Below are 22,441 nucleotides of genomic sequence, written 5' to 3'. Positions count from 1 at the left end.
GTGACTGGCCTTGCTTCCGCCACGAGTTGCGTCATAAATCTGTCAATATGCGACGGGAGGATGGGAATGACACGACCACTGGGAAAGAAACTCGCTGAGAGATTCGGCGAGGAAATCCGCTTTTTCAAGGGCTGGATGCATGGTCCGAAGGCAGTGGGTTCAATTCTCCCGACCAGTTCCATCACGGCGCGCCGTATGGCCAGTGTCGTTAATCCCCATTCCGGTCTGCCTGTTCTGGAGCTTGGGCCGGGCACTGGCGTAATCACGCGCGCGATCCTCAATCGCGGCGTTACACCTGAAAACCTCTTCTGCGTTGAATATTCCGCAGATTTTGCCGAACATTTGCGCGAAGATTTCCCCGGTGTGAATATTATCGAGGGCGATGCCTTCAATCTCGACAAGACACTTGGCGAGCACAAGGGACAGATGTTTGATTCGGTCGTCTCGGCGGTGCCGCTTTTGAATTTCCCGGTTGGTGACCGCGTGAAGATTATCGAGGACCTGCTGCGCCGGGTTCCACATGGCCGTCCGATTGTTCAGATCACTTACGGCCCGATGTCGCCGGTTCCTGCCGGTCGCGGTAATTACAAAATCGAGCATCTCGATTTCATCATCCGCAATGTGCCGCCCGCCCGCCTGTGGATTTACCGCCACGCCTGATAACCTGCTTTCGCCGTTTGACCCCCGAAGGGAACCATATGCTGCCGAAGATCCTTGTTTTCGCAGGTTCGAATCGTACCGGTGCTTTCAGTGGCCAGGTTGCTGATGTTGCGACGAAGACATTGGCGGCTCTGGGTGCTGATGTGACACGCCTTGCCCTGATCGATTATCCGCTACCCATCATGGATCAGGATTTGGAGTCCGAAAAAGGCATCCCGGAAAACGCCATGAAGCTCGGGCGGCTGTTTGCAGCCCATGACGGCATTCTGATTGCCTCGCCTGAATATAATTCCTCCATCCCACCGCTTCTGAAAAACACCATTGATTGGGTCAGCCGTATTTCCAGGGACGGTGAAAAGCCTCTTAAGCCCTATGCGGGCAAGATTGTTGCGCTCTGTTCATCATCCGACGGCAATTTCGCCGGTATTCGTGGCCTCTATCATTTGCGGTCGGTTCTGATGAATGTGGGAACGCAGATTATCAGCGAGCAATGTTCGGTTGCCCATGCCCACGAGGCCTTTGCAGCAGAAGGCTCCTTCCACGATAGCCGGACCACCAGAGCCATGGAACGAACCTGCCAGTCGCTGATTGATCACGCAAGGCTGGCAAAAACCCGTTAACAGGCCGCTTTTGTCTGCACTTTTGCTGTTCTGATCTTCCCTATCGCGCATTGGTGTGTCATGGGATGGCGATCAACGGAAAAGGTGGTTTGTCATGATGGAAGCGGCTTTGCGCGATCGCCTCATCGTAGGCCTTGATGTGCCTGACCTGAAGGCGGCAGGCGATATCGTCAGCACCCTCGGGGATACGGTATCCTTCTATAAAATCGGCTATCAGCTGGCCTTCGCCGGCGGCCTCGGTTTTGCAACGGAGCTTGTCCAGTCAGGCAAAAAAGTCTTCTTGGACATGAAGCTCCTCGATATCGACAATACGGTCGCAAAGGGTGTCGAGAACATTGTCAAGATGGGCGTTTCCATGCTGACACTCCATGCCTATCCCAAGGCAATGAAGGCCGCTGTGGAAGCAGCGCGCGGTTCAGATCTGTGCTTGCTTGGCGTCACCGTGCTCACCTCCATGGACCAGCAGGACATGATTGATGCCGGTTATGAACATGATCCGCACACGCTGGTGCTGATCCGGGCGGAACAGGCGCTGCGTGCGGGAATGGGCGGCATAGTCTGCTCCGCTGCGGAGGCCTCTGCTGTGCGCAAAATCGTCGGTCCCGATCTTGCTGTCGTCACCCCCGGTATCCGGCCAAAGGGCGCCGATGTTGGTGATCAGAAACGCGTCATGACACCGTCCGATGCCCTGCGTGCCGGTGCAAGCCATCTCGTTGTTGCTCGTCCAATCGTCAGCGCCGCCGATCCGAAGGTTGCGGCTGAAGCGATCCTTGCCGAAATGGCGGGTGTCTGATCAAATCTGCCGGAGTTCGGGCGAACCGCTCGTGTAGTTTGGGAGGAATTATGGCCAAGGGATATTGGATAGCGCGTATCGATGTGAAGGACGCGGAAGGCTATAAGGGTTACATAGCGACAGCAAAACCGGCCTTTGAGCGTTACGGCGCGAATTTTCTGGCACGCGGCGGCACATATCATCAGCTTGAAGGTACCGTGCGCGCCCGCAATGTCGTGATCGAGTTTCCGTCGGTGCAGCACGCGCTCGACTGCTACAACTCACCGGAATATCAGGCCGCCAAAGCCATCCGGCAGCAATATGCCGAAGGCGAGATGGTCATTGTCGAAGGTGCCTGACCCTTTACCTGTGCAGTGCGCAATTTATGTTGCGCCTGCACAGACATTTGTGAACATCTTTCTCCCCACTAATCCTTTTGTTGCATTGCAATATCAATTAAACCGGCTAGGGTTATCCTCCCGTCAAGAACATATTCATCTTTGATGATCATGTTTTTGAGATCGCCGTTGTGTTGATATGATCGGACAGTGGAATGTTCTACCAGCTTTATGAACTTAATCATGCCGCCCTGCAGCCGTACCGGGCCTTGGCGGACGCAACCAAGCTGTTCTACGACAATCCGCTCAATCCTTTATCGCAAACGATTATCGGCCGTTCCATCACCGCTGGCTGCGAGCTGTTCGAGCGCACGACACGCGCCTATGCCAAGCCTGCTTTCAACCTCCCGACGACCGTCGTGGATGGTGAAGAGGTGGAAATCCGCGAGAAGATCGTCTGGTCGAAACCATTCTGCAATGTGATCCACTTCAAGCGCGCACTGTCGTCCAAGCGTGCAGCTGATCCAAAGATTCTCGTTGTTGCGCCCATGTCCGGTCACTACGCGACGCTGCTGCGCGGGACGGTCGAGGCGCTGTTGCCCCATGCCGAAGTCTACATTACCGATTGGGTTGACGCGCGCTCCGTGCCGCTGAGTGCAGGCCGTTTCGATCTCGATGACTACATTGATTACGTCATCAAAATGTTTCACGCTCTGGGGGAAGACACCCATGTGGTGGCCGTCTGTCAGCCATCCGTCCCAGTTCTTGCAGCAGTATCCATCATGGAAGCCGATGGCGACAGGTTTGCCCCATCAAGCATGACACTGATGGGCGGCCCAATCGACACGCGCAAGAACCCGACAGCGGTCAATATTCTGGCCGAGGAAAAGGGCATCAACTGGTTTCGCGACAATGTCATCATGTCGGTGCCATGGCCGCATGCGGGCTTCATGCGTGACGTTTATCCCGGCTTTCTGCAGCTTTCCGGCTTTATGAGCATGAATCTTGACCGCCATATCACGGCGCACAAGGAATTCTTCATGCATCTTGTCAAGGAAGATGGCGATTCCGCTGACAAACACCGCGAGTTCTATGACGAATATCTGGCCGTGATGGATCTGACCGCAGAATTCTATCTGCAGACGGTCGATACGGTTTTTGTCAAACAGTCCCTGCCCAAGGGCGAAATGACCCATCGCGGCAAGCTGGTCGACCCTTCGTCAATCCGCACGGTTGCCCTTCTGACTGTTGAGGGTGAGAACGACGACATTTCGGGTGTCGGCCAGACCAAAGCCGCCCAAACCCTGTGTGTGAATATCCCTGATCACATGCGCATGCACCATCTGCAGGATAAGGTTGGCCACTACGGCGTGTTCAATGGATCGCGGTTCCGTGCTGAAATTGCACCACGTATTGTCAAATTTGTTAATGATCACGCTCAGGCCAATCGCAAGAGCAATGTGACGCCGATCGGCAAACGCGTTCGCGGCTGAACACAGTTTTAGAGCATAAAATTGAATTGCCGGAAGACTGGTTCTTCCGGCATTTGCTCGTTGTGACCTTCAAATTATTCGATAAAAATCAATAAATTCAAATAATTGCTGATAAGGCCGTGGATTTTACTCAGGCGGGACGTAACAGCTAAATCTCCTGCTGGTTGCAAGTGCTCGCGGCATACAACTCTCAAATTTTCGTCAAAATCTAGGAAGTTCAAATTTTAACCATATATTAACAATGGCGGGATCGTGGCGCCATTGTGATTGACTCATATCCCCTCCCGACATTAACGTTTTGTTAACGAAGGCTGGTTGGGTTCGGAGTAAAGCATGTTCGGAGCGGTAAAGATTTTGAAGTCGATGGGGTTCGCAGCGGCATTTTTCGCTGGTGTGCTCATCGCAAATACCGCTTCCGCAGCCGAACCTTTCATGCAGACCGGCGGCCTGACATCCCAGCCAATCGGTCATTATGAGTTCTGCAAGCGCCTGCCGGACGAGTGCTCGGTGCGTAGCCGCAATGTTGCTCCAGCCAAGATGACCCGTGATTTCTGGGAACTGATCGTCAACGTCAACAGCCATGTCAACCAGGCTGTCAAGCCATTGACAGATATGGAAATTTACGGTGTCGAGGAATATTGGGGCTATCCTGACAAGGTCGGCAATGTTGGTGATTGTGAAGACTATGTCCTGGAAAAGCGCCGCGAACTGATGCAGGCGGGCATTTCACCGGCTGATCTTCTGATCACCGTGGTGCGCAAGCCTGATGGCGAAGGTCATGCGGTTCTGACCGTACGCACCGATACCGGTGATTTCGTCCTCGATAACCTTGCCGATAGCGTCAAGAACTGGTCGGAAACCGAATATACCTACCTCAAGCGTCAGGCCACGAACAACACCGGCCGCTGGGTCAGCATCGAAGCACCAAGCAATATCCTTGTGGGTTCGGTCCGCTAAATCGAGGCCAAAGCATTCAAGATATGCCGGATCGAAAGTCCGGCATTTTCTTTTTTCTGATTCAGGCGGCTTGATTGGCCGCATCCTGCGCCATGCGGTATGAAATCGCTTCCGCCACGTGAATACGCCCGACAGCTTCAATCCCTTCCAGATCGGCCAGCGTTCGCGCAACTTTGAGAACCCTGTGATAGCCGCGTGCGGAGAAGCGCATTTGTTCTGCTGCTTGCTGTAACAGCGTGAGGGCCGCCTTGTCACATTGCGCCACCTCCTCAATCAGCGCGACGGGGCAATGAGCATTCATTGTCACGGCGGGAAATCCCAATGCTTCGTAACGCCGCTTCTGGACGTCTCTGGCACGGGCGACCCGTACAGCAACAAAGGCGCTACTCTCCGAAGCCGGGCGGTGGATGAGATCGACCGCACTGACGGCGGGAACATCGATACGAAGATCGATGCGGTCGAGTAATGGCCCGGAAACGCGTGCCTGATAATCCTGCTGGCAGCGCGGTCCTCTGGCACAGCGATGCCCCGGTTCACCGGCCATGCCGCAGCGGCAGGGGTTCATGGCAGCCACGAGCTGGATTTGCGCCGGATAGGAAATACGGTGATTGGCGCGGGCGATCATGCAATCTCCGGTTTCAAGCGGTTGGCGCAGGGAGTCCAGCACTTGTGGTGTGAATTCCGGAAACTCGTCAAGAAACAGCACGCCGCGATGTGCCAGAGAGACTTCGCCCGGCCGGGCACGAATCCCACCACCCACCATAGCAGCCATGGAGGCAGAATGGTGCGGCGCACGAAAGGGTCGTCGATCCGTCAGTTTACCACCCAGCAATTGACCGGCAACCGAGGCAATCATGGAGACCTCGAGAAGTTCGCGCGGCAGGAGTGGCGGCAGGATGGAGGGAAGCCGCTGCGCCAGCATGGACTTGCCTGAACCGGGCGGGCCGATCATGAGAAGGTTATGACCGCCTGCGGCGGCAATTTCCAGTGCGCGTCGGGCGCTTTCCTGACCTCTGATATCTGCCAGATCGGGCAGATCTGGTGCATTGGCGTGCATGGAAGGCTCAGGGCGCGATAGTACCTGATGGCCGCGAAAATGATTGGCAAGGCTGATGAGGCTGCGCGGTGCCAAAATATCGATGTCCTCGCCCGCCCATGCCGCCTCAGGACCGCAGGGAGCGGGACAGATCAAACCGCGATCCTGCCGGTTGGCGGAGATTGCCGCGGGCAGGACGCCTGCCACATGGGTGATCGTTCCATCAAGCGACAACTCGCCAAGCACGACGTAGGATTGCAGCGCATCGGCGGGCATGGCGCCAAGCCCCGCCATCAAACCCACGGCGATCGGCAGGTCGTAATGGCTACCCTCCTTCGGCAGGTCTGCCGGAGCGAGATTGACGGTCACCTTCTTCGGCGGCAGGGAAAGCCCTGAAGCATGCAGCGCCGCCTGCACGCGCTCACGGCTTTCAGCCACCGCCTTGTCTGGCAGGCCGACAATGTGGATGCCCATTTTACCGGGAGAGATCATGACCTGCACATCGACAGGTTGGGCCTCAATGCCCTGAAATGCGACGGTACGCACGCGGGTGACCATCAATCGTTCCTTGAAAATATCGCGTTAAAAAAATGAATAGTGCCAATAATGGCACCTCATCACAATTTGCGCGGCATGACAAGAACGTTAGGGGAACGCAAGGAAAGCAGCACCAGCGATCAGGCTGGCGCTGCCTTATCAGCTGAGGATAGGCGCAATCAGCCCCACTTCATCTCGCCCTTGGCAACCTTGGCACCAAGCTCGAGCGACGAGACATCGAGAAGGTCAGGGTAATGCGTTTTCATTGCCGAGATCAGTTCGCCGCTCGTCTTGGCTTTTTCAGCTTCGGTATTGAATGTCTCGAGATAGTCGCGGGTGAATTTCACCGCACCAACACCCTGCGGCGCATCGGTAGCCTGATGGGATGGCACAACAATCTTAGGCTTACGGGCAGTGATTTCATCAAGTGCCGCAATCCACTTCTTCCGGTCGTCAGCTGTCGGTTCATCCGCAACCCAGACATGGACACCTGATGATATCAGAACGCCGCCAAAAATCGCTTCAAGGCTTGGCACCCAGAGATAGCGGCGATCTTTCAGGTCCTTGACATTTATCACTTCTATCTTGTTACCCTCAAGCTCAAGCAAAGCCACATCTGATGCTTCCGGGATGACGACATCGGCCAATATTTTCGGGCCATTGTCCTTGAGCTGCGGGCCCCAGACATCAAGCTTGCCCTGTACATTACCCTTGATAGCCTCGACCGTCGCGGTGGCAGCAATCACCTTTGCCTTCGGGAAAGCATCAACGATAGGACGCAGACCAAAATAATAGTCGGGATCGCTGCAGCTGACATAAATCGTCGTCAGCGTCTTGCCGGTGGCCTTGATGGCATCGGCGACAACCCGCCCGTCGGACAGCGTAAATCCACCATCAAGCAATATCGCTTCCTTTTCACCGGTCAACAGCACCGGCGTGCGGCGAAAACCATTCTCATCCGCCTGAAAATAAGTCCATTCCAGTTTCGCAGCGGCTCTTGCAGCCAAGGTGCCGAGTGGCTGAAGAGCGGCCACAACACTGGCAGCCAGAATGGATTTCATCGTATCGCGTCTTGTCAGAAGGGTTCGCACAGTTTCATTCCTTAATCGGTTTCTCGGTGTGAGGCCGAACACTGACACGGAAAGGTTTCTTGAAAAATCCTGATCAAAGAGACAAACTGTCTGATTAAATCAGATAATAGAGTGCGCCATGCCTTCGGTCAGTTTCAATCGCTTCATCTATTTCGTCACTGTTGTCGATATGGGGTCCTTTACGGCCGCAGCAGACCGGCTTGGGGTGGCCAAGGCTGTCGTCAGTCATCAATTGTCGAAGCTGGAGGAGGAACTGGGCACAGCGCTTCTCATCCGCACCACGCGGCGATTACGGGCGACCGAGGCAGGACGCCGCTTCTATGAGCGTTGTATCATTGTTCTGCGCGAGGCGGAGAATGCGATTGATGAGGTTTCATCCGAGACGGGCACACCCGCGGGAACACTGATGCTGACCGCGCCGCTGGATTATGGCGCGAAAATCGTGGCGCCAGCCGTGGCAATCTATCTTGAGCGTTATCCGCAGATGAAGGTCGATCTGAAATTCACCGACGTCAAATTCGATCTGGTCGATAACGAACTGGATCTGTCGATCCGCGTCGGCTGGCTGGAGGATTCCAGCGCGCAGGCCAGGCGCATCGGCACTTTCGAACAGCATCTCGTCTGTTCGCCCGCCTATGCCGCACGAATGCGTTCTGCCAATCATCCAGAAGTTCTGGAAGACGCGAAATGGATCGCCAATGGCGCGTTGAAGGAGCCGCTGCGCTGGTTGTTTTCAAGCGCGGACAAAACCGTGACTATCACAGGCAAGCCCGTTGTAACAGCCAATGGCACTGAAGCCAGCTATGTCTGCGTGCTGGCGGGCATCGGACTTGCCGTTATGCCCGACTATCAGGTGGCTGATGATATTGCCGGTGGCCGGTTGGTGCAAATCTTGCCTGATTGGTCACTGCCATCTGGCGGAATTCATGCGGTTTACCCGCCGGCAAAGTTCCGGCCGGCGCGCGTGCGCGCCTTTGTCGATATTCTTGAAGCGATGGAACGTGAACGGCGCAGTTAGCGTCGCTTGGCTTCCACCGCGTCCCAGAACAGCGCTGCAATATCGGCGCCGCCAAAGCGCTTCACTTCGCGCACGCCGGTGGGTGACGTGACGTTGATCTCGGTCATGTAGTCGCCAATGACATCGATGCCGACGAGGATGAAGCCGCGTTCACGCAAAGAGGGGCCGATGCGTGCGCAAATCTCGCGTTCGCGCTCCGTCAGCTCGGTTTTTTCAGCCCTGCCGCCCACATGCATGTTGGAGCGGGCATCACTTTCCGAAGGAACGCGGTTGATCGCGCCGACAGGTTCACCGTCGATCAGGATGATGCGCTTGTCGCCTGCGCGCACGTCCTTGAGATAACGCTGGGCAATGATTGGCTCGCGGAACATCTGACCGAACATTTCCAGAAGCGATGTCAGATTGCGGTCGCCATCAGCAAGATGGAACACACCGGCGCCGCCATTGCCGTAAAGCGGCTTGAGGATGATATCGCCGAACTCTTTGCGGAAATTCATGATTTCCTGCGGATCCTTGGTGATCAGCGTATCCGGCATAAGGTCAGGGAATTCCGTGACAAAGATTTTTTCCGGGCTGTTGCGCACCCAGGCCGGGTCATTGACGACAAGCGTTTTCGGGTGAATGCGCTCAAGCAGATGGGTTGTCGTAATATAGTTCATGTCGAAAGGCGGGTCCTGCCGCAGCAGCACCACATCCATTTCCGACAGATCGCGCGAGATCTGTTCACCGAGAGTGAAATGATCACCTTCGATGTCGCGAACCTTCAGCTCTTCAACGCGGGCGCGAACGACGCCATCGCGCATGCTCAGCCTATCGGGCGTGTAGTGATAGAGCGTGTGGCCGCGCGCCTGTGCCTCGAGGCACAAAGCAAAGCTCGTATCGCCTGCGATCCGGATAGAATTGATGTGGTCCATCTGGACCGCGACTTTCAGTGCCATGGAACGTCCCCCGACAGGATTAGGAGTGTTGACATGGCGATGTCACGTTCAATGGTCAAGGTCAATCCTGAACCGCGATCAAGATATCGTGGACGCTTGCACCCGGACCTGTCAGGCACGGGTACAGAAAGTCGTATCAGAGCTTGGCCATGCAGATATTGGTATGGCCGGCACCGACAAAACCGAGACGGTTTGCAGCGCCCTTGGAGAGGTCGATAACGCGGCCTTTGATGAACGGACCACGATCATTGATGCGCACGACGATCGACTTGCCATTGCGCTGGTTGGTGACCTTCACCTTGGAGCCGAAAGGCAAAGTGCGATGAGCAGCAGTGAGAGCGGAGGGGTTCATTCTCTCGCCGGAGGCGGTCTTGGAATGAAGAGCATACCATGAAGCGCCACCACAGGCGGAACCGGCATTTGCTGAAACGATACCAAACATCAAAAGAAGCATGGTTGCAGAAAGTACCTTACGGATACTTGCAATGGAGACCATATTGAAATTCGCACTTTAAACGGCCCGTGGCAGGAATTGCCAGACTGAAGACACACGCTTGAGAATGATCCTGGGCAAGTAGATCGTCACGTGAATGAGTGGCCTCTTCTATTTTGGGTAAATGTGGCCTCGAGGTGGCCCGATAAGGAAATATCCCCGAGCAAATCCCGCAAGATGAGCCAAGTCATTCAAAAAATTCGTCTTATTATGACTCAAAACGTGATCAGTGATGCTTGGAACAACTGGCGTGTTGTGGCCGTTCGTGACGAAATATGGCGACAATGTGATTAATACTGAACGAAAAACTAAGCGAAGACTCTGAAATCTTGTTTTTGAGTACAAAAGAGTTAATCAAAATTAACAATTAAAATAGAAAAAGCCCCGACGCGACGATGCCGGGGCTCTTCAAATCAGCTGGGTCACAGAGAAGGTCAGGGGGACGGGACAGCCTCCAGAGCGTGAATAATGCCACGCAATTCCGCCAGACCACGCAGGCGGCCAATGGCCGGATAGCCCGGCGTGACCTCTTTGTTGAGGTCATCAAGCATGCGATGACCGTGGTCGGACCGGAAGATAATACTGTCAGATTTGTCTCGCTTGCGATCTTCGGTGATCAGTTCTTTCAGCACGGCCACCATATCCACATCGCCTTCCAGATGCGCTGCTTCGTGGAAACTGCGGCCATCGCCTTCGCGGGTGGTCGCGCGCAGATGTGAAAAATGGATGCGCGAGGCAAAGCGACGGGCAATTGCGGGCAGGTCGTTATCGGCCCTGACGCCGAGGCTTCCCGTACAGAAGCACATGCCATTGGCTGGGGACGGAACCGCATCGAACAAAGCAGCATAATCGGCTTCCGTCGAGGCAATGCGTGGCAGACCGAAAAGCGGGCGGGGCGGATCATCCGGGTGCAGGGTCAACTTGACACCGAGGTTATCGGCAACCGGCGTAACCGCTTCAAGAAATTCGATCAGATGCTGGCGCAGCTTGTTGGCGTCAATACCCGCATAGGCTTCGAGCTTGTCGCGGAAGGCCGGAACGGTCAGCGGCTCCGTTGTGGAGCCCGGCAGCGCGCTGGCGATATTGCGGGTAAGGTCCGCAATCTCCTGACCGCTCATCTCTGTATAAAGCGCGGCGGCAATGTCCCTGTCCGCCTGCGAATAGGCAGCTTCAGCATTTTTGCGCTGCAGGATATGCAGATCGAACACTGCGAGCATGTTGTGATCGAACCGCATCGCGGTTGAACCCGTCGGCGTCACATAATCGAGGTCCGTGCGGCACCAATCGACCACAGGCATGAAATTATAGCAGATGACACGGATATCATTGGCAGCAAGCGCTTCCATACTGGCGATCCACGCCGCGATTTCCTGCTTTGCGGCACCGCCAAGACGTTTGACCGCATCGGGAATTGGAATGCTCTCGACAACCGACCATGTGAGCGGAATGCGCCCGGCGGGAGTTGTTTCGATGAGGGACTTGCGCTCGTGCACCTGTTTTTCGGTCCAGGCCTGACCGATCGGTACCTCGTGCAGCGCCGATACAATATCGGTCGCTCCGACTTGGCGCACATTATCCAGTGTTACACCGGCTTTGGGGCCAAACCATCTCCATGCCTGACGCATTCAGTCCTCCGTCATTTTCTTGTAATCGCCGGGCTCAGACGAATGAACCCGGATGGCTTTTTCTCAATTCATCAATATCGGGAATGACGGCATTCAAATGCTGTTTCATGGCCGCGCAGGCAGCCGGTACGTCGTGATTCTCGATGGCATTGCGGATGATCTGGTGTTCGGCCAGCACGTGTTCCATGCGGCCAAGCGCTGGCAAAGTCATCCTGCGGGCCCGGTCGATCTGCACTTTCACCGGCTTCAGATAGTGCCAGATACCGGGATGGCCCGAAATGCCTGCTATGGCCTCATGAAAGGCTTCATCGGCCTCATGAAATGCGCTCATATTCTGCCGGTCGGCAAAAAACTGCTGACGCGCAAGGATTTCGTCTAGCCATTCAATGTCTTTCGCCGTGGCAACCGCAGCAGCGCGCTCAACAGTCGCGCCCTCCAGCGCCTGACGAATGACCACAGCTTCGGGAATGAGCGCAACGGGTATGCGGGCGACAAAGGTTCCCGATTGTGGAAAAACATCGACAAGCCCGTCTTCTACAAGCCGGATCAATGCCTCGCGCACGGGGGTGCGGCTGACACCAAAACGTTCCGTCAGCACTTTTTCGTTGAGAGCGGTTCCGGGTGTCATCTGCATCGAAACGATGGCCGCATGCAGTTCGCGATAGATCGCCGTAGCGGTCGTCATCCGCCCAGCCGGTGCGCCGCGTGCGCCTGTCTTGGCAAAGCGTGCTGCATTGTCTCGTGCTGAGGTGTCAGGTTCAGCCAGTGTCGCCACGGCCAAACTCTTTTCTCCCCGGTTCTGTGCTGTCATTCCAGCGCTCCATTTCCTGTGTCACGAATGAATCTACCGCAATGAATGGTAGAATTCCGCGCGAAATCATAGTGTCTCCTGCCGCAAAGCAAACGATTTCAGAGCACATCGATCCAGTTGACATACTAATATATTATTATTTACTCTTCGCCAAGATCGCAAAAGCCGAATGTTCACAAGGCAAACAGGACATTGGATGCGAAACGAACAGCGCCCGGAGACGGGCAATTTCACGGCGTCGCTGCTGGTACGCGTCTCATCTTGTATCCGCTTGGCCCGTAGATAATAGCAAGGACATACAATGCCTCTCCATCCAGACCGACTTTTTCCTATAGAGGCCGATGCCCGCATCATTGCCCGGCGTCTTTTTGCCGAAGTCGAGCATCTGCCCATCATTTCACCGCACGGCCATACGGACCCGCTCTGGTATGCGCATGACGAGGCATTTCCCGATCCGGCCAGCCTGTTCGTCAAGCCCGATCATTATATTTTCCGCATGCTCTATTCTCAAGGTATCAGGCTGGAGGATCTCGGTGTACCGCGTCACGATGGCGGACCGGTCGAAACCGACGCGCGCAAAATATGGCGGCTCTTTGCCAAGCATTGGTACCTGTTTCGCGGCACGCCGTCGCGCCTGTGGTTTGAGCATGCCATGGAAACGGTCTTCGGTATTGAGGAGCGGCTGACCGAAGCCAATGCGGATCAGCTCTATGACCGTATTGCCGAAAGACTCGATGATCCATCCATGCGCCCGCGCGCGCTTTACAAGCAGTTCGGCATTGAGGTGATCTCCACAACCGACGCCGCCACCGATGATCTTGCTGCCCATGACACGATCCTGAAATCCGGTTGGCAGGGACGCGTGGTTCCCGCCTACCGGCCTGATGCGGTCATTGATGCGTCTCGTCCGGGCTTTCTCAAGAACGTCGAAAAGCTCGTTGCCCTTGCTGGTACGTCCCTTGATTACCAAGGCTATCTCGAAGCGCATCGCAACCGGCGCGCCTATTTCAAAGCGCGCGGAGCCACCTCAAGCGATCACGGCCATCCCAATGCCCGCACGGCCGATCTTTCTCTAGCCGATGCGACGGCTCTCTTCGAGCGCGTGCTTAAAGCAAAGGTTTCCAGCGCCGATGCCGATCTTTTCCGGGCTCAGATGCTGACTGAGATGGCGCGGATGAGTATTGATGACGGTCTGGTCATGCAGATTCATCCCGGCTCCTTCCGCAATCACAATGCCCAGATATTTGCCGGTTTCGGCCCTGACAAGGGTGCCGACATTCCGCGCTCGACCGGCTATGTCGAGGAGCTGAAACCGCTGCTTGATGCCTTTGGCAATGATCCGCGTCTGACGCTTATTCTCTTTACATTGGATGAAACCAGCTACAGCCGGGAACTGGCACCGCTTGCCGGGCATTATCCCGCCTTGCGGCTTGGACCCGCATGGTGGTTCTACGACAGCCCGGAGGGTATGCGCCGCTTTCGCGAACTGACAACGGAGACGGCCGGGTTCTACAATACCGTCGGCTTCAATGATGATACGCGCGCCTACCTCTCCATCCCCGCCCGCCATGACATGGCCCGCCGTGTCGATTGCGCCTATCTGGCGCGGCTTGTTGCCGACCACCGGCTCAATGAGGATGAGGCGCATGACGTCGCCCATGATCTGAGCTACCGGCTGGCCAAGCAGGCCTACCGTCTCTGAAACAGAACAGACAAGATTGCAGGCATCAAATGGCTGATACCCACCAGACATATCTTTCCACTGCCAATCTGCCAAAGCTGGCGGAAGGTGTGGCAATACCCGGATACGACCGCAGCCGGGTTAAAACGGGCATTGTACACCTCGGTATCGGTGCCTTTCACCGCGCCCATCAGGCTGTCTATACGGACAGCGTGCTTGCATCAGGTGATCTCAATTGGGGCATTCTGGGTGCCTCTTTGCGCAGCGCCGACACGCGGGATGCGCTTGGCCTTCAGGACGGGCTCTATACTGTTGCAGTCAGGGACGGCAGCGGTAGCAGCTACCGGATCATCGGCAGTATCATGGATGTGCTGGTTGCGCCTGATAGCCCTGAAGCTTTGCTCGTGGCCATGAGCGATCCGGCGGTCAGGATTGTCTCCCTCACCATCACGGAGAAGGGTTACTGCTATGCGCCCGCTTCCGCATCGCTGGATGAAAGCCACCCCGATATCACGCATGATCTTGCCAATCCTGCCACACCGCGCTCGGCCATCGGCTTTATCGTCGAGGCATTGGCCCGGCGCCGTGCCAATGGCACCGAACCTTTCACACTTCTGTCCTGCGATAATCTGCCTGCGAATGGGCAGACCCTGAAACGGGTAGTCACACGCTTTGCCGAATTGCGGAATGTGGAACTCGGTACGTTCATCCGGGACAACGTAGCCTTTCCTTCGACAATGGTGGACCGGATCGTGCCTGCCACGACCGATGCGGATCGTGCTGCGGTGACAGTAGCCACCGGGCTCGCCGACCGCTGGCCCATTATGACGGAACCGTTCACGCAATGGGTGGTGGAAGATCATTTCCCTAGAGGTCGCCCGGCATGGGAAAAGGCAGGGGTTACCTTCGTTGGGGATGTTGATGCATTCGAGTTGATGAAGCTGCGTCTGCTCAATGGCAGCCATTCGACATTGGCTTATCTTGGTTATCTCGCGGGCCATGAAACTGTTTCCGACGCTATGGCTGCCGATGGCTTTGCCGCACTCATCGAGCGGATGATGGACGAGGAAATCACCCCGACATTGCCAAAATTGCCCGGTTTTGATCTCGAGGCTTACAAGGTGCAGTTGCGTGAGCGGTTTCAAAACCCTGCCCTGCGGCACAGGACGTGGCAGATTGCCATGGATGGCTCGCAAAAGCTGCCGCAGCGTCTGCTCAATACCATTCGCGTGCGGCTGGAGCAGAATGCACCATTTAATCTGATGGCATTGGGTGTTGCCGGCTGGATGCGCTACGCCACCGGGACAGATGAAAACGGCAAGGCTATCGATGTTCGCGATCCTCTTGCCAGCGAATTCAAGGCGCGCACCGCGGGAAAGACATCCGCATCAGGACTTCTGGAAGCCTATCTGGGGATGGAGCAGATATTCGGCAGTGATCTTCCGGCGAGCCGGGAATTTCGCGAGGTGATTGGCAATGCGCTGACAAAACTGCTGGAGCAGGGTGCTGCCCGAACGGTTGCCACGCTCTAAATCCGCAGGGGTGAAAGCGCTTGCTATCTGAAACTGATAGATTAATATATTAAGTCATAAATGAGCGGCTGGGAGATAGCCGCCGATCAATAAACCGGGAACAATTGGGAGGAAGACAATGATCCGCATCACGCGCAGACAAGCCATTGGTGGCATGGCAGCACTGGCGACGCTACCGGCCACGCGCCTCTTTGCTCAGACGAAACTGGCCCTGCCGACATCTCCGGTCGCGCTCAATGTTGCCGATGTGGCGGGTAATCTGGCCCTGACGCAGAAAGCAATCGAGAACTATGCGGCTGCCAAGCCCAATCTCGTTTCCAAGATCACTTTCACCAAAGCGCCCGCACCCGAACTTCCGGGAAAGCTAAAGGCGCAGCAGGCGGCCAACCGGCTCGATATCGATCTCGTTCTGACCGGAACCGACGCCTTGTCCGCTGGTCTGGATCAGGGCCTGTGGGTCAAGCTTCTGCCTGATCATTCGGCTTCGTTGCCGGATCTGAAGGCCATTTATCAGGAACCGGCGCACCGTATGCTGGCGCTCGGCAAGGACCACGGCGTTGTCGTCACCTATTACCCATCAGGCCCGCTGCTTGAATATATGCCAGACCGGGTAAAGAAGGTTCCGACAACGGCAGAAGAGCTTCTGGCCTGGGCCAAGGAAAACCCGAACAAATTCCTCTATGCCCGTCCCGCCAATTCAGGTCCGGGCCGCACTTTCCTGATGGGCCTGCCCTATCTGCTCGGTGACAGCGACCCGCATGATCCGGTCAAAGGCTGGGACAAGACCTGGGCGTACCTGAAAGAACTGCACAAATACATCGAATATTATCCGACCGGCACCGGCGCGCTGATGAAGGAGCTTGGTGAAGGCACGCGCGATATGACCGTTTCCACCACGGGCTGGGATATCAATCCACGCGTGCTCGGTGTCGTGCCGAAGGAAGCGGCCGTCGCCCCGCTGAAAGGCTTCCACTGGGTTGCCGACGCGCATTACATGTGCGTGCCAAAGGGCATATCAGATGAAAAGCTTGCCGTGCTTCTCGACCTGATGAGCTTCCTGCTCACGCCGGAACAGCAGGCCTATACCTACGATCAGGGTTATTTCTATCCGGGTCCTGCGGTCAAGGACGTGCCGCTCTCCATGGCACCGAAGGAAAGTCAGGACGCTCTGGCCGAATTTGGCCGTAAGGAATATGCCGATTGGATTGCCAACAATCCGATCGAGGTTCCCCTTGATCCATCCGCCATGGTCGTTGCGTTCCGCCGCTGGGACGAAGAAGTCGCCGGTAAGAAGCCCTGATTGATGCAAGCAATGTCACCATCCGGGGCAACCCGGATGGTGCATGATTATGAGGTATCCCATGCTGCTGGCGTCTTCGCCATTCCAGGAAATCCGTCTTGACCGCATGAGCCGCGCTTTCGGTTCGCACAATGCGTTGAAGGATGTTTCGCTCTCCATCCGCAAGGGCGAGTTTATTGCTTTGCTCGGCCCATCAGGCTGCGGCAAGTCCACCGCGCTCAATTGCATCGCCGGTCTGCTTGCTACAACGGGCGGCGGCATTTTCATTGACGACAAGCGCATTGATACGCTGAAACCCGAGGATCGCGGTTTCGGCATGGTGTTTCAGAATTATGCGCTGTTTCCCCATATGACCGTGCGCCAGAACATTGGCTTCGGATTGAAAATGCGCAGTGTCGCCAAGGCCGAACTCGACAAGCGGGTCGAGGAAGCGCTCAATCTGGTGCGCCTGCAGGGGCAGGGGCATAAATTGCCGGGCCAGCTTTCCGGCGGCCAGCAGCAGCGCGTGGCCATCGCCCGTGCCATCGTTATTGAACCACCGCTGGTGCTGATGGACGAACCTCTATCCAATCTTGATGCCAAGTTGCGTCTGGAAATGCGCGCCGAAATCCGCCGCATCCACAACCAGCTCGGTGCTACGACAATCTATGTAACCCACGATCAGGATGAGGCATTATCTCTGGCGGACCGTATCGTCGTTTTGCGCGATGGTGAAATCCGGCAGGTCGGTGCGCCGAGTGATCTCTATGAACGTCCTGATCATCTCGATGTGGCGGAGTTTATGGGTTATCGCAACCGGCTGACCGGCAAGGTTGTTTCCATTGATAGCGCACGGGTCAGCGTGGCCGTCGGCAACGCGACCTTGACTGGAACCGCGCGTGATACGTTGAAAGTCGGCGACTCGGCGATTGTTGCCGCCCGCGCCGATGATGTGGAGGCAGGCCAACGCTCCGAGAATACAGTGGAAGCCGTTGTTGAAACCATCGAATATCGTGGCCGCGAATTTGTCGGCACGGCCCGCACCGCCGAAGGGTTGGAACTGGTCTTCCATGCACCGCAAACAGCAGCGCTTGGCAGTGCGATCTGGCTGGCAATCGATCCGGCGCGTGCGCTGGTCTTCGGAGCGTGAGGAGCGCCATGGCTGTCTCATCTCCTCCCATCTATGATCGCCTGTCCCTGCGCCAGCGCCTGGCTCTGCGCGGTATTGATGGCGTCACGATCCTCGTTCTGCCAGCAGTGCTCTTTCTGCTGGCCGTCTTTGTCTATCCTTTCATTTACGGGTTGGTGCTTTCCTTCACGCCGAAGGAAGGCGGAGCCTTTGCCAATTACCAGAAATTCTTCTCCGATCCCTTCCTCTACGACACGATCCTGACCACGCTCTGGCTCGCAGTTCCAGTGACGGTGATCAGCATTGCCTTGGCACTTCCCATCGCATTCCGGGTGCGTCTGATGACACGCCAGCGGCTGCTGACGACCATTCTCGTCCTGCCCGTCACGCTCGGCACGGTGCTGGTGGCTGAGGGGCTTTTGAATTATCTCGGCCCGCAGGGCTGGTTCAGTCGCACGCTGATGCTGTTCGGGATGATCGACCGGCCTTTAAAACTCACCAACAATTACTGGGGTGTTTTTTCCTCGCTGATCATTACCGGTTTTCCGTTCACGTTTCTTCTGACCCTGTCCTATGTGACCGGCATTGATCCAGCGTTAGAACAGGCAGCGGCAACCCATGGCGCAAAAAGCTGGCAACGCTTCCGTTTCGTCCTGCTGCCCTTGCTTGTACCGGGACTGGCCATCGCCTTCTGTCTGTCCTTCGTGCAGGCCTTTGCCGTATTCCCGTCGGCGGTTCTGCTCGGAGCACCGGCTGGCCCGACGCGCGTGATTTCCATCGCAGCCTATCAGGCGGCTTTCGAGCAGTATGATTATTCCATGGCATCGGCCATCGCCATGATCATGGCAACGGTGCAGCTTGCCATCGTGGTGGCCATTCTTGCCATTCGCAATCTCTTCTATCGCGGCTCGACCGCAGGCGGAAAGGGCTGACCATGATCCGCGATACAACCATTGGTGCAAAGCTCTGGATCACAGCCGTCTGGGTGATTGTCGCCTTCTTCATCATCAATCTGTTGGCGATGATCGCAACCGTGATCATCTCCTCCTTCGGCACCCGCTGGCTCGGCACATGGTTGCCCGCCGGTTGGACAACAAAATGGTATTTTACCGCCTGGGCGGAATTTCAGCTTAGCGATGTCCTCATCGTCACATTCCAGATCGTCTTCACGGTGGTTGCCCTGTCGGGGCTTCTCGGTGTCACGGCTGCTTATGCTTTGGCGCGGCGCGAGTTTCCCGGCAAGAAGCTGATCATGCTTTTGTTCCTGCTCCCCTTGCTGGTGCCACCCATCACCTTTGGTATTCCGCTGGCAACGGTTCTTTATCAGGCTGGTGTCGGCGGTACGTTCTGGGGTGTGGTTCTGGCCAATCTCGTGCCAACGGTTCCCTTCGTCATCCTCGTCATGATCCCATTCATCGAACAGATCGACCCGAAGGTTGAGGCGGCAGCACGCGTCTTTGGCGCAGGCACATTCCGTCTGTTTCTGCATGTGCTGATGCCGATGCTACTGCCCGGTATTCTGGCCTCGCTGCTGCTCGTACTGGTGCGCACAGTGGCGATGTTCGAATTGACGTTCCTCACGGCAGGACCGACGAGCCAGACGCTGGTTGTCGCTCTCTACTATTCGGTGTTTGCATCCGGCGTGCGCGCTGTCCAATCCATCGATGCCATGGCCGTGGTCTATATGGTGACAACGCTGGTCTGGCTGCTGATCGCGCTACGCTTCGTCAATCCAACGCAAATTGTCGCCCGAGCCAAGCAACAACAGTCAGCTGCCTGACTCACTTTGCAAAAGGAAACGGGAGCCAATGGCTCCCGTTTTTCTTTGTACCAAAGCATGGATTACATCGTCGCGCCGATTTGCCATGGCACGAATTCCGCATCGCCATAGCCGAGCAGTTCGGATTTGCTGCGCTCGCCTGAGGCTACGCGCAAAACCTGCTCAAAGATTTCGCGCCCCTTGTCTTCAATGGACACGCCGTCAAGCACGTCACCGCAATTGATGTCCATGTCCTCGATCATCTGCGTATACATGGGGGTGTTGGTGGCAAGCTTGATCGACGGGGTTGGCTTGCAGCCATAGGCTGAGCCGCGGCCCGTGGTAAAACAGAGGATATTGGCGCCGCCAGCAACCTGTCCGGTAGCCGATACCGGGTCATAGCCGGGTGTATCCATGAAAACGAGCCCATGCGCCGTTACGGGCTCCGCATAGCCATAAACAGCTTCAAGCGGCGTGGTGCCGGATTTGGCAACAGCACCGAGGGATTTTTCGAGGATGGTCGTCAGACCGCCCGCCTTGTTGCCGGGGGATGGATTGTTGTTCATCTCCATCTTGTTGCGGGCGGTATAGTCTTCCCACCACGCGATGATGGATTGCAGGCGCGTCACCGCTTCCGGGTTGGAGGCGCGTTCAATCAGCAGATGTTCAGCGCCATAAATCTCCGGCGTTTCGGAGAGAATGGCCGTGCCGCCCTGTTTGACCAGAAGGTCGACCGCCGCGCCCAGCGCCGGATTGGCCGTGATGCCGGAATAGCCGTCAGAGCCGCCGCATTGCAACGCCAGCATCAACTCGGAAGCGGGAATGGTCTCGCGCTTCACATTGGCCGCTGTCGGCAGCATATCGCGCACGGCGGCAATGCCGGCTTCCATGGTTTTGCGGGTGCCACCGACTTCCTGAATGGTCAAGCTGCGGAATGTATCGCTCTCGACGATATTATAGGCTTCCTTCCAACGACCGATCTGAAAGCCCTCGCAGCCAAGGCCGACCATCAGCACGGCAGCGATATTCGGGTTGGTGGCATAGCCCCATTGGGTACGCTTGAGCACCTCATAGCCTTCGCCCTTCACATCAAGCGCACAGCCGCCACCATGCACCAGCGGAATGATCCCATCGATCATTGGATATTCATCAAGGATTCCGGAACGCTGCACTGCTTCAGCGATGAAGCGGGCGACGGATGCGGAGCAATTGACCGAGGTAAGCACGCCAATATAGTTGCGGGTACCCGCCCGCCCGCTGGCGCGGCGAAACCCCTGAAAGGTCGCCTGCTGTTCAATAGGCAGAATCCCGCTGGAATGGGTTTCGTGGCTACTATCGGGCTGGCGCGCAAAGCTGCTGAAATCGAGATTGTGTTCATGCACCCATTCACCCGGCTCGATGGCTTTTGAAGCCGAGCCGATGATCTGGCCGAATTTGCGCACCGGTTCTCCCATGGCGATTGGCTTTGATGCCAGCTTGTGACCACGCGGAACCCGGTCTTTGACGGTCACATTCTCCACATGCTGGCCTGCCTGAAAGGCATCCACCGCCACCACCACATTATCAGTCGTGTGAAGGCGCAGGTGGCGTGGGGAAATAAGCGTATCCATGAAAGTCTCCTGAGTAGACTAATATATTAATTCGCCTGATGTGAGGTTGCAATGTGTCAAGGTGACCATAAAGGGCCGAATTGTCAGAAACTGACGCCGCCTATGCCGGTCATCCCGCGCAGATAAAGAGCAAGGGCGATCAAGGCAATCGCCACCCCGATCCCGGTCCAGTCGATCTGCTTCTTACGGATACTGCCAACGATACTGTAGATTAAAAACAGGACGAGAACGAGCAGTGCGAGAATGATGATAAGCCGGATCATGCGCCGATACTCCGCTGAAACCCTTCTGATCAGAGTATCGCATGTTGAGGGCAGCTTGAAAAACCTATTCGAAATGAAGGGCCCGCTGTTTCCATAACATGGATGCGCAAGGACATATTTCGAGCACTGGCATATGCCAACTGCCCGGTAACTGTCACAAGGAGTAGGGAAATGGTAAAGTGGACGGGTATCACATTCAGGAAGAGAAAATGACACCTATGAGTTTTCTTGAACCTCAACGTCTTCTCCGGCTGGTTTTTCCGTTGATTTGCGCAGCGCTGTTCGCCTGTGCTCCAGCACGGGCCGCTGAACAATCGGACTGGAAGCAGATCGAGACCGAAGCCATCGCCGCGATGGACCGTCAGGATTGTGCAGGCGCGTGGAAGGTTCTTTGGCCCGTGGCACGCACCGGACAAGCCGAAGCCCTGACCCTGCTCACACAGCTTGTCATGTTTCGGGATCTTGTTCCGCCAAAAAGCATTTCTTCGTCTGAAACTGCGTCTCTGGAAGAGCAGCGCGTTGATCATCTGCTGGCACTCGCCATGGCGGACTGGAAGAACCTTACACAAGATGACGGGCTTACGGCGGCAGATCTTGTATCGGGTATTGCCGAGGAACGGGGAGGCGAGAATGACAAACGCCTCGACAGTTGCATGCAAGGGACTGAAGACAAGGCGCAATGCGTCAAGCTTGCAACGGAACTGAAGCTTGTTCCATCGTTCGATGATTATGTAAAAGCGATGGACGGAGCCACGGCGCCCGCCGTTTGCCTGCCCGATAATCGCCCGAAAAAATAGCC

Annotated in this window: 22 protein-coding genes; 14 read left to right on the top strand and 8 right to left on the bottom strand. The window is 56.1% G+C overall.

Going from position 1 to position 22,441, the window contains the following annotated elements:
- Positions 1-66: 66 nt before the first annotated feature.
- From pmtA to BLU05_RS08625, 6 genes are all read left to right on the top strand, one after another.
- Positions 67-660: a phospholipid N-methyltransferase PmtA gene (pmtA, locus tag BLU05_RS08650; protein ID WP_091879269.1), complete on the top strand. Its 594-nt coding sequence runs from the start codon at positions 67-69 to the stop codon at positions 658-660.
- Between the two features lie 38 nt (positions 661-698).
- Positions 699-1,280, top strand: coding sequence for an NADPH-dependent FMN reductase (locus BLU05_RS08645; protein ID WP_091879268.1), 582 nt, complete (start codon positions 699-701; stop codon positions 1,278-1,280).
- A 97-nt stretch (positions 1,281-1,377) separates the two neighbouring features.
- Positions 1,378-2,073: an orotidine-5'-phosphate decarboxylase gene (pyrF, locus tag BLU05_RS08640; RefSeq protein WP_091880185.1), complete on the top strand. Its 696-nt coding sequence runs from the start codon at positions 1,378-1,380 to the stop codon at positions 2,071-2,073.
- Positions 2,074-2,123: 50 nt separating this feature from the next.
- A complete protein-coding gene (locus tag BLU05_RS08635) occupies positions 2,124-2,411 on the top strand; it encodes a DUF1330 domain-containing protein (RefSeq protein WP_091879266.1) in 288 nt (95 codons plus the stop codon).
- Positions 2,412-2,605: 194 nt separating this feature from the next.
- A complete protein-coding gene (gene phaZ / locus BLU05_RS08630) occupies positions 2,606-3,883 on the top strand; it encodes a polyhydroxyalkanoate depolymerase (protein ID WP_091879264.1) in 1,278 nt (425 codons plus the stop codon).
- Between the two features lie 333 nt (positions 3,884-4,216).
- Complete coding sequence (locus BLU05_RS08625; protein WP_091879263.1) at positions 4,217-4,840, top strand: transglutaminase-like cysteine peptidase; 624 nt, start codon at positions 4,217-4,219, stop codon at positions 4,838-4,840.
- Between the two features lie 61 nt (positions 4,841-4,901).
- Here the strand turns inward: BLU05_RS08625 and BLU05_RS08620 are convergent, their stop codons facing one another.
- Both BLU05_RS08620 and BLU05_RS08615 read right to left on the bottom strand, forming a co-directional pair.
- Positions 4,902-6,434, bottom strand: a complete 1,533-nt coding sequence (locus BLU05_RS08620) for a YifB family Mg chelatase-like AAA ATPase (RefSeq protein ID WP_091879261.1) — start codon at positions 6,432-6,434, stop codon at positions 4,902-4,904.
- 158 nt (positions 6,435-6,592) lie between these two features.
- A complete protein-coding gene (locus BLU05_RS08615; RefSeq protein WP_091879260.1) occupies positions 6,593-7,474 on the bottom strand; it encodes an MBL fold metallo-hydrolase in 882 nt (293 codons plus the stop codon).
- A 148-nt stretch (positions 7,475-7,622) separates the two neighbouring features.
- Here BLU05_RS08615 and BLU05_RS08610 point away from each other — a divergent pair, with 148 nt between their 5' ends.
- The gene (locus BLU05_RS08610; protein WP_091879258.1) at positions 7,623-8,522 is read left to right on the top strand and encodes a LysR family transcriptional regulator; all 900 of its coding nucleotides are present in this window, start codon (positions 7,623-7,625) and stop codon (positions 8,520-8,522) included.
- On the opposite strand, the gene gshB is transcribed toward BLU05_RS08610, so the two are convergent.
- From gshB to BLU05_RS08590, 4 genes are all read right to left on the bottom strand, one after another.
- The gene (gshB, locus tag BLU05_RS08605) at positions 8,519-9,460 is read right to left on the bottom strand and encodes a glutathione synthase (protein WP_091879257.1); all 942 of its coding nucleotides are present in this window, start codon (positions 9,458-9,460) and stop codon (positions 8,519-8,521) included. The genes BLU05_RS08610 and gshB overlap by 4 nt on opposite strands.
- A 136-nt stretch (positions 9,461-9,596) precedes the next feature.
- On the bottom strand, positions 9,597-9,914 hold the full coding sequence (locus tag BLU05_RS08600) for a septal ring lytic transglycosylase RlpA family protein (RefSeq protein ID WP_175540577.1): 318 nt from the start codon (positions 9,912-9,914) through the stop codon (positions 9,597-9,599).
- 473 nt (positions 9,915-10,387) lie between these two features.
- A complete protein-coding gene (uxuA, locus tag BLU05_RS08595; RefSeq protein WP_091879254.1) occupies positions 10,388-11,578 on the bottom strand; it encodes a mannonate dehydratase in 1,191 nt (396 codons plus the stop codon).
- Between the two features lie 34 nt (positions 11,579-11,612).
- Positions 11,613-12,389, bottom strand: a complete 777-nt coding sequence (locus BLU05_RS08590) for a GntR family transcriptional regulator (RefSeq protein WP_091879252.1) — start codon at positions 12,387-12,389, stop codon at positions 11,613-11,615.
- A 301-nt stretch (positions 12,390-12,690) separates the two neighbouring features.
- On the opposite strand from BLU05_RS08590, the gene uxaC reads away from it, so the two are divergent.
- From uxaC to BLU05_RS08560, 6 genes are all read left to right on the top strand, one after another.
- Positions 12,691-14,091, top strand: a complete 1,401-nt coding sequence (gene uxaC, locus BLU05_RS08585; RefSeq protein ID WP_091879251.1) for a glucuronate isomerase — start codon at positions 12,691-12,693, stop codon at positions 14,089-14,091.
- A 29-nt stretch (positions 14,092-14,120) separates the two neighbouring features.
- The gene (locus BLU05_RS08580; RefSeq protein ID WP_091879249.1) at positions 14,121-15,602 is read left to right on the top strand and encodes a mannitol dehydrogenase family protein; all 1,482 of its coding nucleotides are present in this window, start codon (positions 14,121-14,123) and stop codon (positions 15,600-15,602) included.
- A 121-nt stretch (positions 15,603-15,723) separates the two neighbouring features.
- Complete coding sequence (locus BLU05_RS08575; protein ID WP_091880184.1) at positions 15,724-16,902, top strand: ABC transporter substrate-binding protein; 1,179 nt, start codon at positions 15,724-15,726, stop codon at positions 16,900-16,902.
- A gap of 61 nt (positions 16,903-16,963) precedes the next feature.
- Positions 16,964-18,031 (top strand): ABC transporter ATP-binding protein, encoded by a 1,068-nt coding sequence (locus BLU05_RS08570; RefSeq protein WP_091879248.1) that lies wholly within the window; start codon positions 16,964-16,966, stop codon positions 18,029-18,031.
- Between the two features lie 8 nt (positions 18,032-18,039).
- On the top strand, positions 18,040-18,942 hold the full coding sequence (locus BLU05_RS08565) for an ABC transporter permease (RefSeq protein WP_091879246.1): 903 nt from the start codon (positions 18,040-18,042) through the stop codon (positions 18,940-18,942).
- A 2-nt stretch (positions 18,943-18,944) separates the two neighbouring features.
- A complete protein-coding gene (locus BLU05_RS08560; protein ID WP_091879245.1) occupies positions 18,945-19,790 on the top strand; it encodes an ABC transporter permease in 846 nt (281 codons plus the stop codon).
- Positions 19,791-19,852: 62 nt separating this feature from the next.
- On the opposite strand, the gene BLU05_RS08555 is transcribed toward BLU05_RS08560, so the two are convergent.
- Together BLU05_RS08555 and BLU05_RS08550 are read right to left on the bottom strand one after the other, a co-directional pair.
- Entirely contained in the window at positions 19,853-21,379 is a 1,527-nt protein-coding gene (locus BLU05_RS08555) for a UxaA family hydrolase (protein ID WP_091879243.1), read from the bottom strand.
- Positions 21,380-21,462: 83 nt separating this feature from the next.
- Positions 21,463-21,642 carry a hypothetical protein gene (locus BLU05_RS08550; RefSeq protein WP_091879242.1) on the bottom strand — a complete coding sequence of 60 codons (180 nt, stop codon included), beginning with the start codon at positions 21,640-21,642 and terminating at the stop codon, positions 21,463-21,465.
- Between the two features lie 209 nt (positions 21,643-21,851).
- Between BLU05_RS08550 and BLU05_RS08545 the strand changes: the two genes are divergently transcribed.
- Positions 21,852-22,439: a hypothetical protein gene (locus tag BLU05_RS08545; protein ID WP_139210423.1), complete on the top strand. Its 588-nt coding sequence runs from the start codon at positions 21,852-21,854 to the stop codon at positions 22,437-22,439.
- The last annotated feature ends 2 nt before the right edge of the window (positions 22,440-22,441 follow it).

It is taken from the genome of Phyllobacterium sp. OV277 (assembly GCF_900104355.1).
In the GTDB taxonomy this organism is placed as follows: domain Bacteria; phylum Pseudomonadota; class Alphaproteobacteria; order Rhizobiales; family Rhizobiaceae; genus Phyllobacterium.
This window is presented reverse-complemented; position numbering and strand designations above follow the sequence as displayed.

Coding starts and splice junctions, on each gene's coding strand:
- phaZ (WP_091879264.1), top strand. CDS start 2,606: ATGTTCTACCAGCTTTATGAACTTAATCATGCCGCCCTGCAGCCGTAC.
- BLU05_RS08625 (WP_091879263.1), top strand. CDS start 4,217: ATGTTCGGAGCGGTAAAGATTTTGAAGTCGATGGGGTTCGCAGCGGCA.
- BLU05_RS08620 (WP_091879261.1), bottom strand. CDS start 6,434: ATGGTCACCCGCGTGCGTACCGTCGCATTTCAGGGCATTGAGGCCCAA.
- BLU05_RS08560 (WP_091879245.1), top strand. CDS start 18,945: ATGATCCGCGATACAACCATTGGTGCAAAGCTCTGGATCACAGCCGTC.
- BLU05_RS08580 (WP_091879249.1), top strand. CDS start 14,121: ATGGCTGATACCCACCAGACATATCTTTCCACTGCCAATCTGCCAAAG.
- BLU05_RS08610 (WP_091879258.1), top strand. CDS start 7,623: ATGCCTTCGGTCAGTTTCAATCGCTTCATCTATTTCGTCACTGTTGTC.
- uxaC (WP_091879251.1), top strand. CDS start 12,691: ATGCCTCTCCATCCAGACCGACTTTTTCCTATAGAGGCCGATGCCCGC.
- uxuA (WP_091879254.1), bottom strand. CDS start 11,578: ATGCGTCAGGCATGGAGATGGTTTGGCCCCAAAGCCGGTGTAACACTG.
- BLU05_RS08615 (WP_091879260.1), bottom strand. CDS start 7,474: ATGAAATCCATTCTGGCTGCCAGTGTTGTGGCCGCTCTTCAGCCACTC.
- BLU05_RS08635 (WP_091879266.1), top strand. CDS start 2,124: ATGGCCAAGGGATATTGGATAGCGCGTATCGATGTGAAGGACGCGGAA.
- BLU05_RS08600 (WP_175540577.1), bottom strand. CDS start 9,914: ATGCTTCTTTTGATGTTTGGTATCGTTTCAGCAAATGCCGGTTCCGCC.
- pyrF (WP_091880185.1), top strand. CDS start 1,378: ATGGAAGCGGCTTTGCGCGATCGCCTCATCGTAGGCCTTGATGTGCCT.
- BLU05_RS08550 (WP_091879242.1), bottom strand. CDS start 21,642: ATGATCCGGCTTATCATCATTCTCGCACTGCTCGTTCTCGTCCTGTTT.
- BLU05_RS08555 (WP_091879243.1), bottom strand. CDS start 21,379: ATGGATACGCTTATTTCCCCACGCCACCTGCGCCTTCACACGACTGAT.
- BLU05_RS08570 (WP_091879248.1), top strand. CDS start 16,964: ATGCTGCTGGCGTCTTCGCCATTCCAGGAAATCCGTCTTGACCGCATG.
- BLU05_RS08565 (WP_091879246.1), top strand. CDS start 18,040: ATGGCTGTCTCATCTCCTCCCATCTATGATCGCCTGTCCCTGCGCCAG.
- BLU05_RS08545 (WP_139210423.1), top strand. CDS start 21,852: ATGACACCTATGAGTTTTCTTGAACCTCAACGTCTTCTCCGGCTGGTT.
- gshB (WP_091879257.1), bottom strand. CDS start 9,460: ATGGCACTGAAAGTCGCGGTCCAGATGGACCACATCAATTCTATCCGG.
- BLU05_RS08590 (WP_091879252.1), bottom strand. CDS start 12,389: ATGACAGCACAGAACCGGGGAGAAAAGAGTTTGGCCGTGGCGACACTG.
- BLU05_RS08645 (WP_091879268.1), top strand. CDS start 699: ATGCTGCCGAAGATCCTTGTTTTCGCAGGTTCGAATCGTACCGGTGCT.
- pmtA (WP_091879269.1), top strand. CDS start 67: ATGACACGACCACTGGGAAAGAAACTCGCTGAGAGATTCGGCGAGGAA.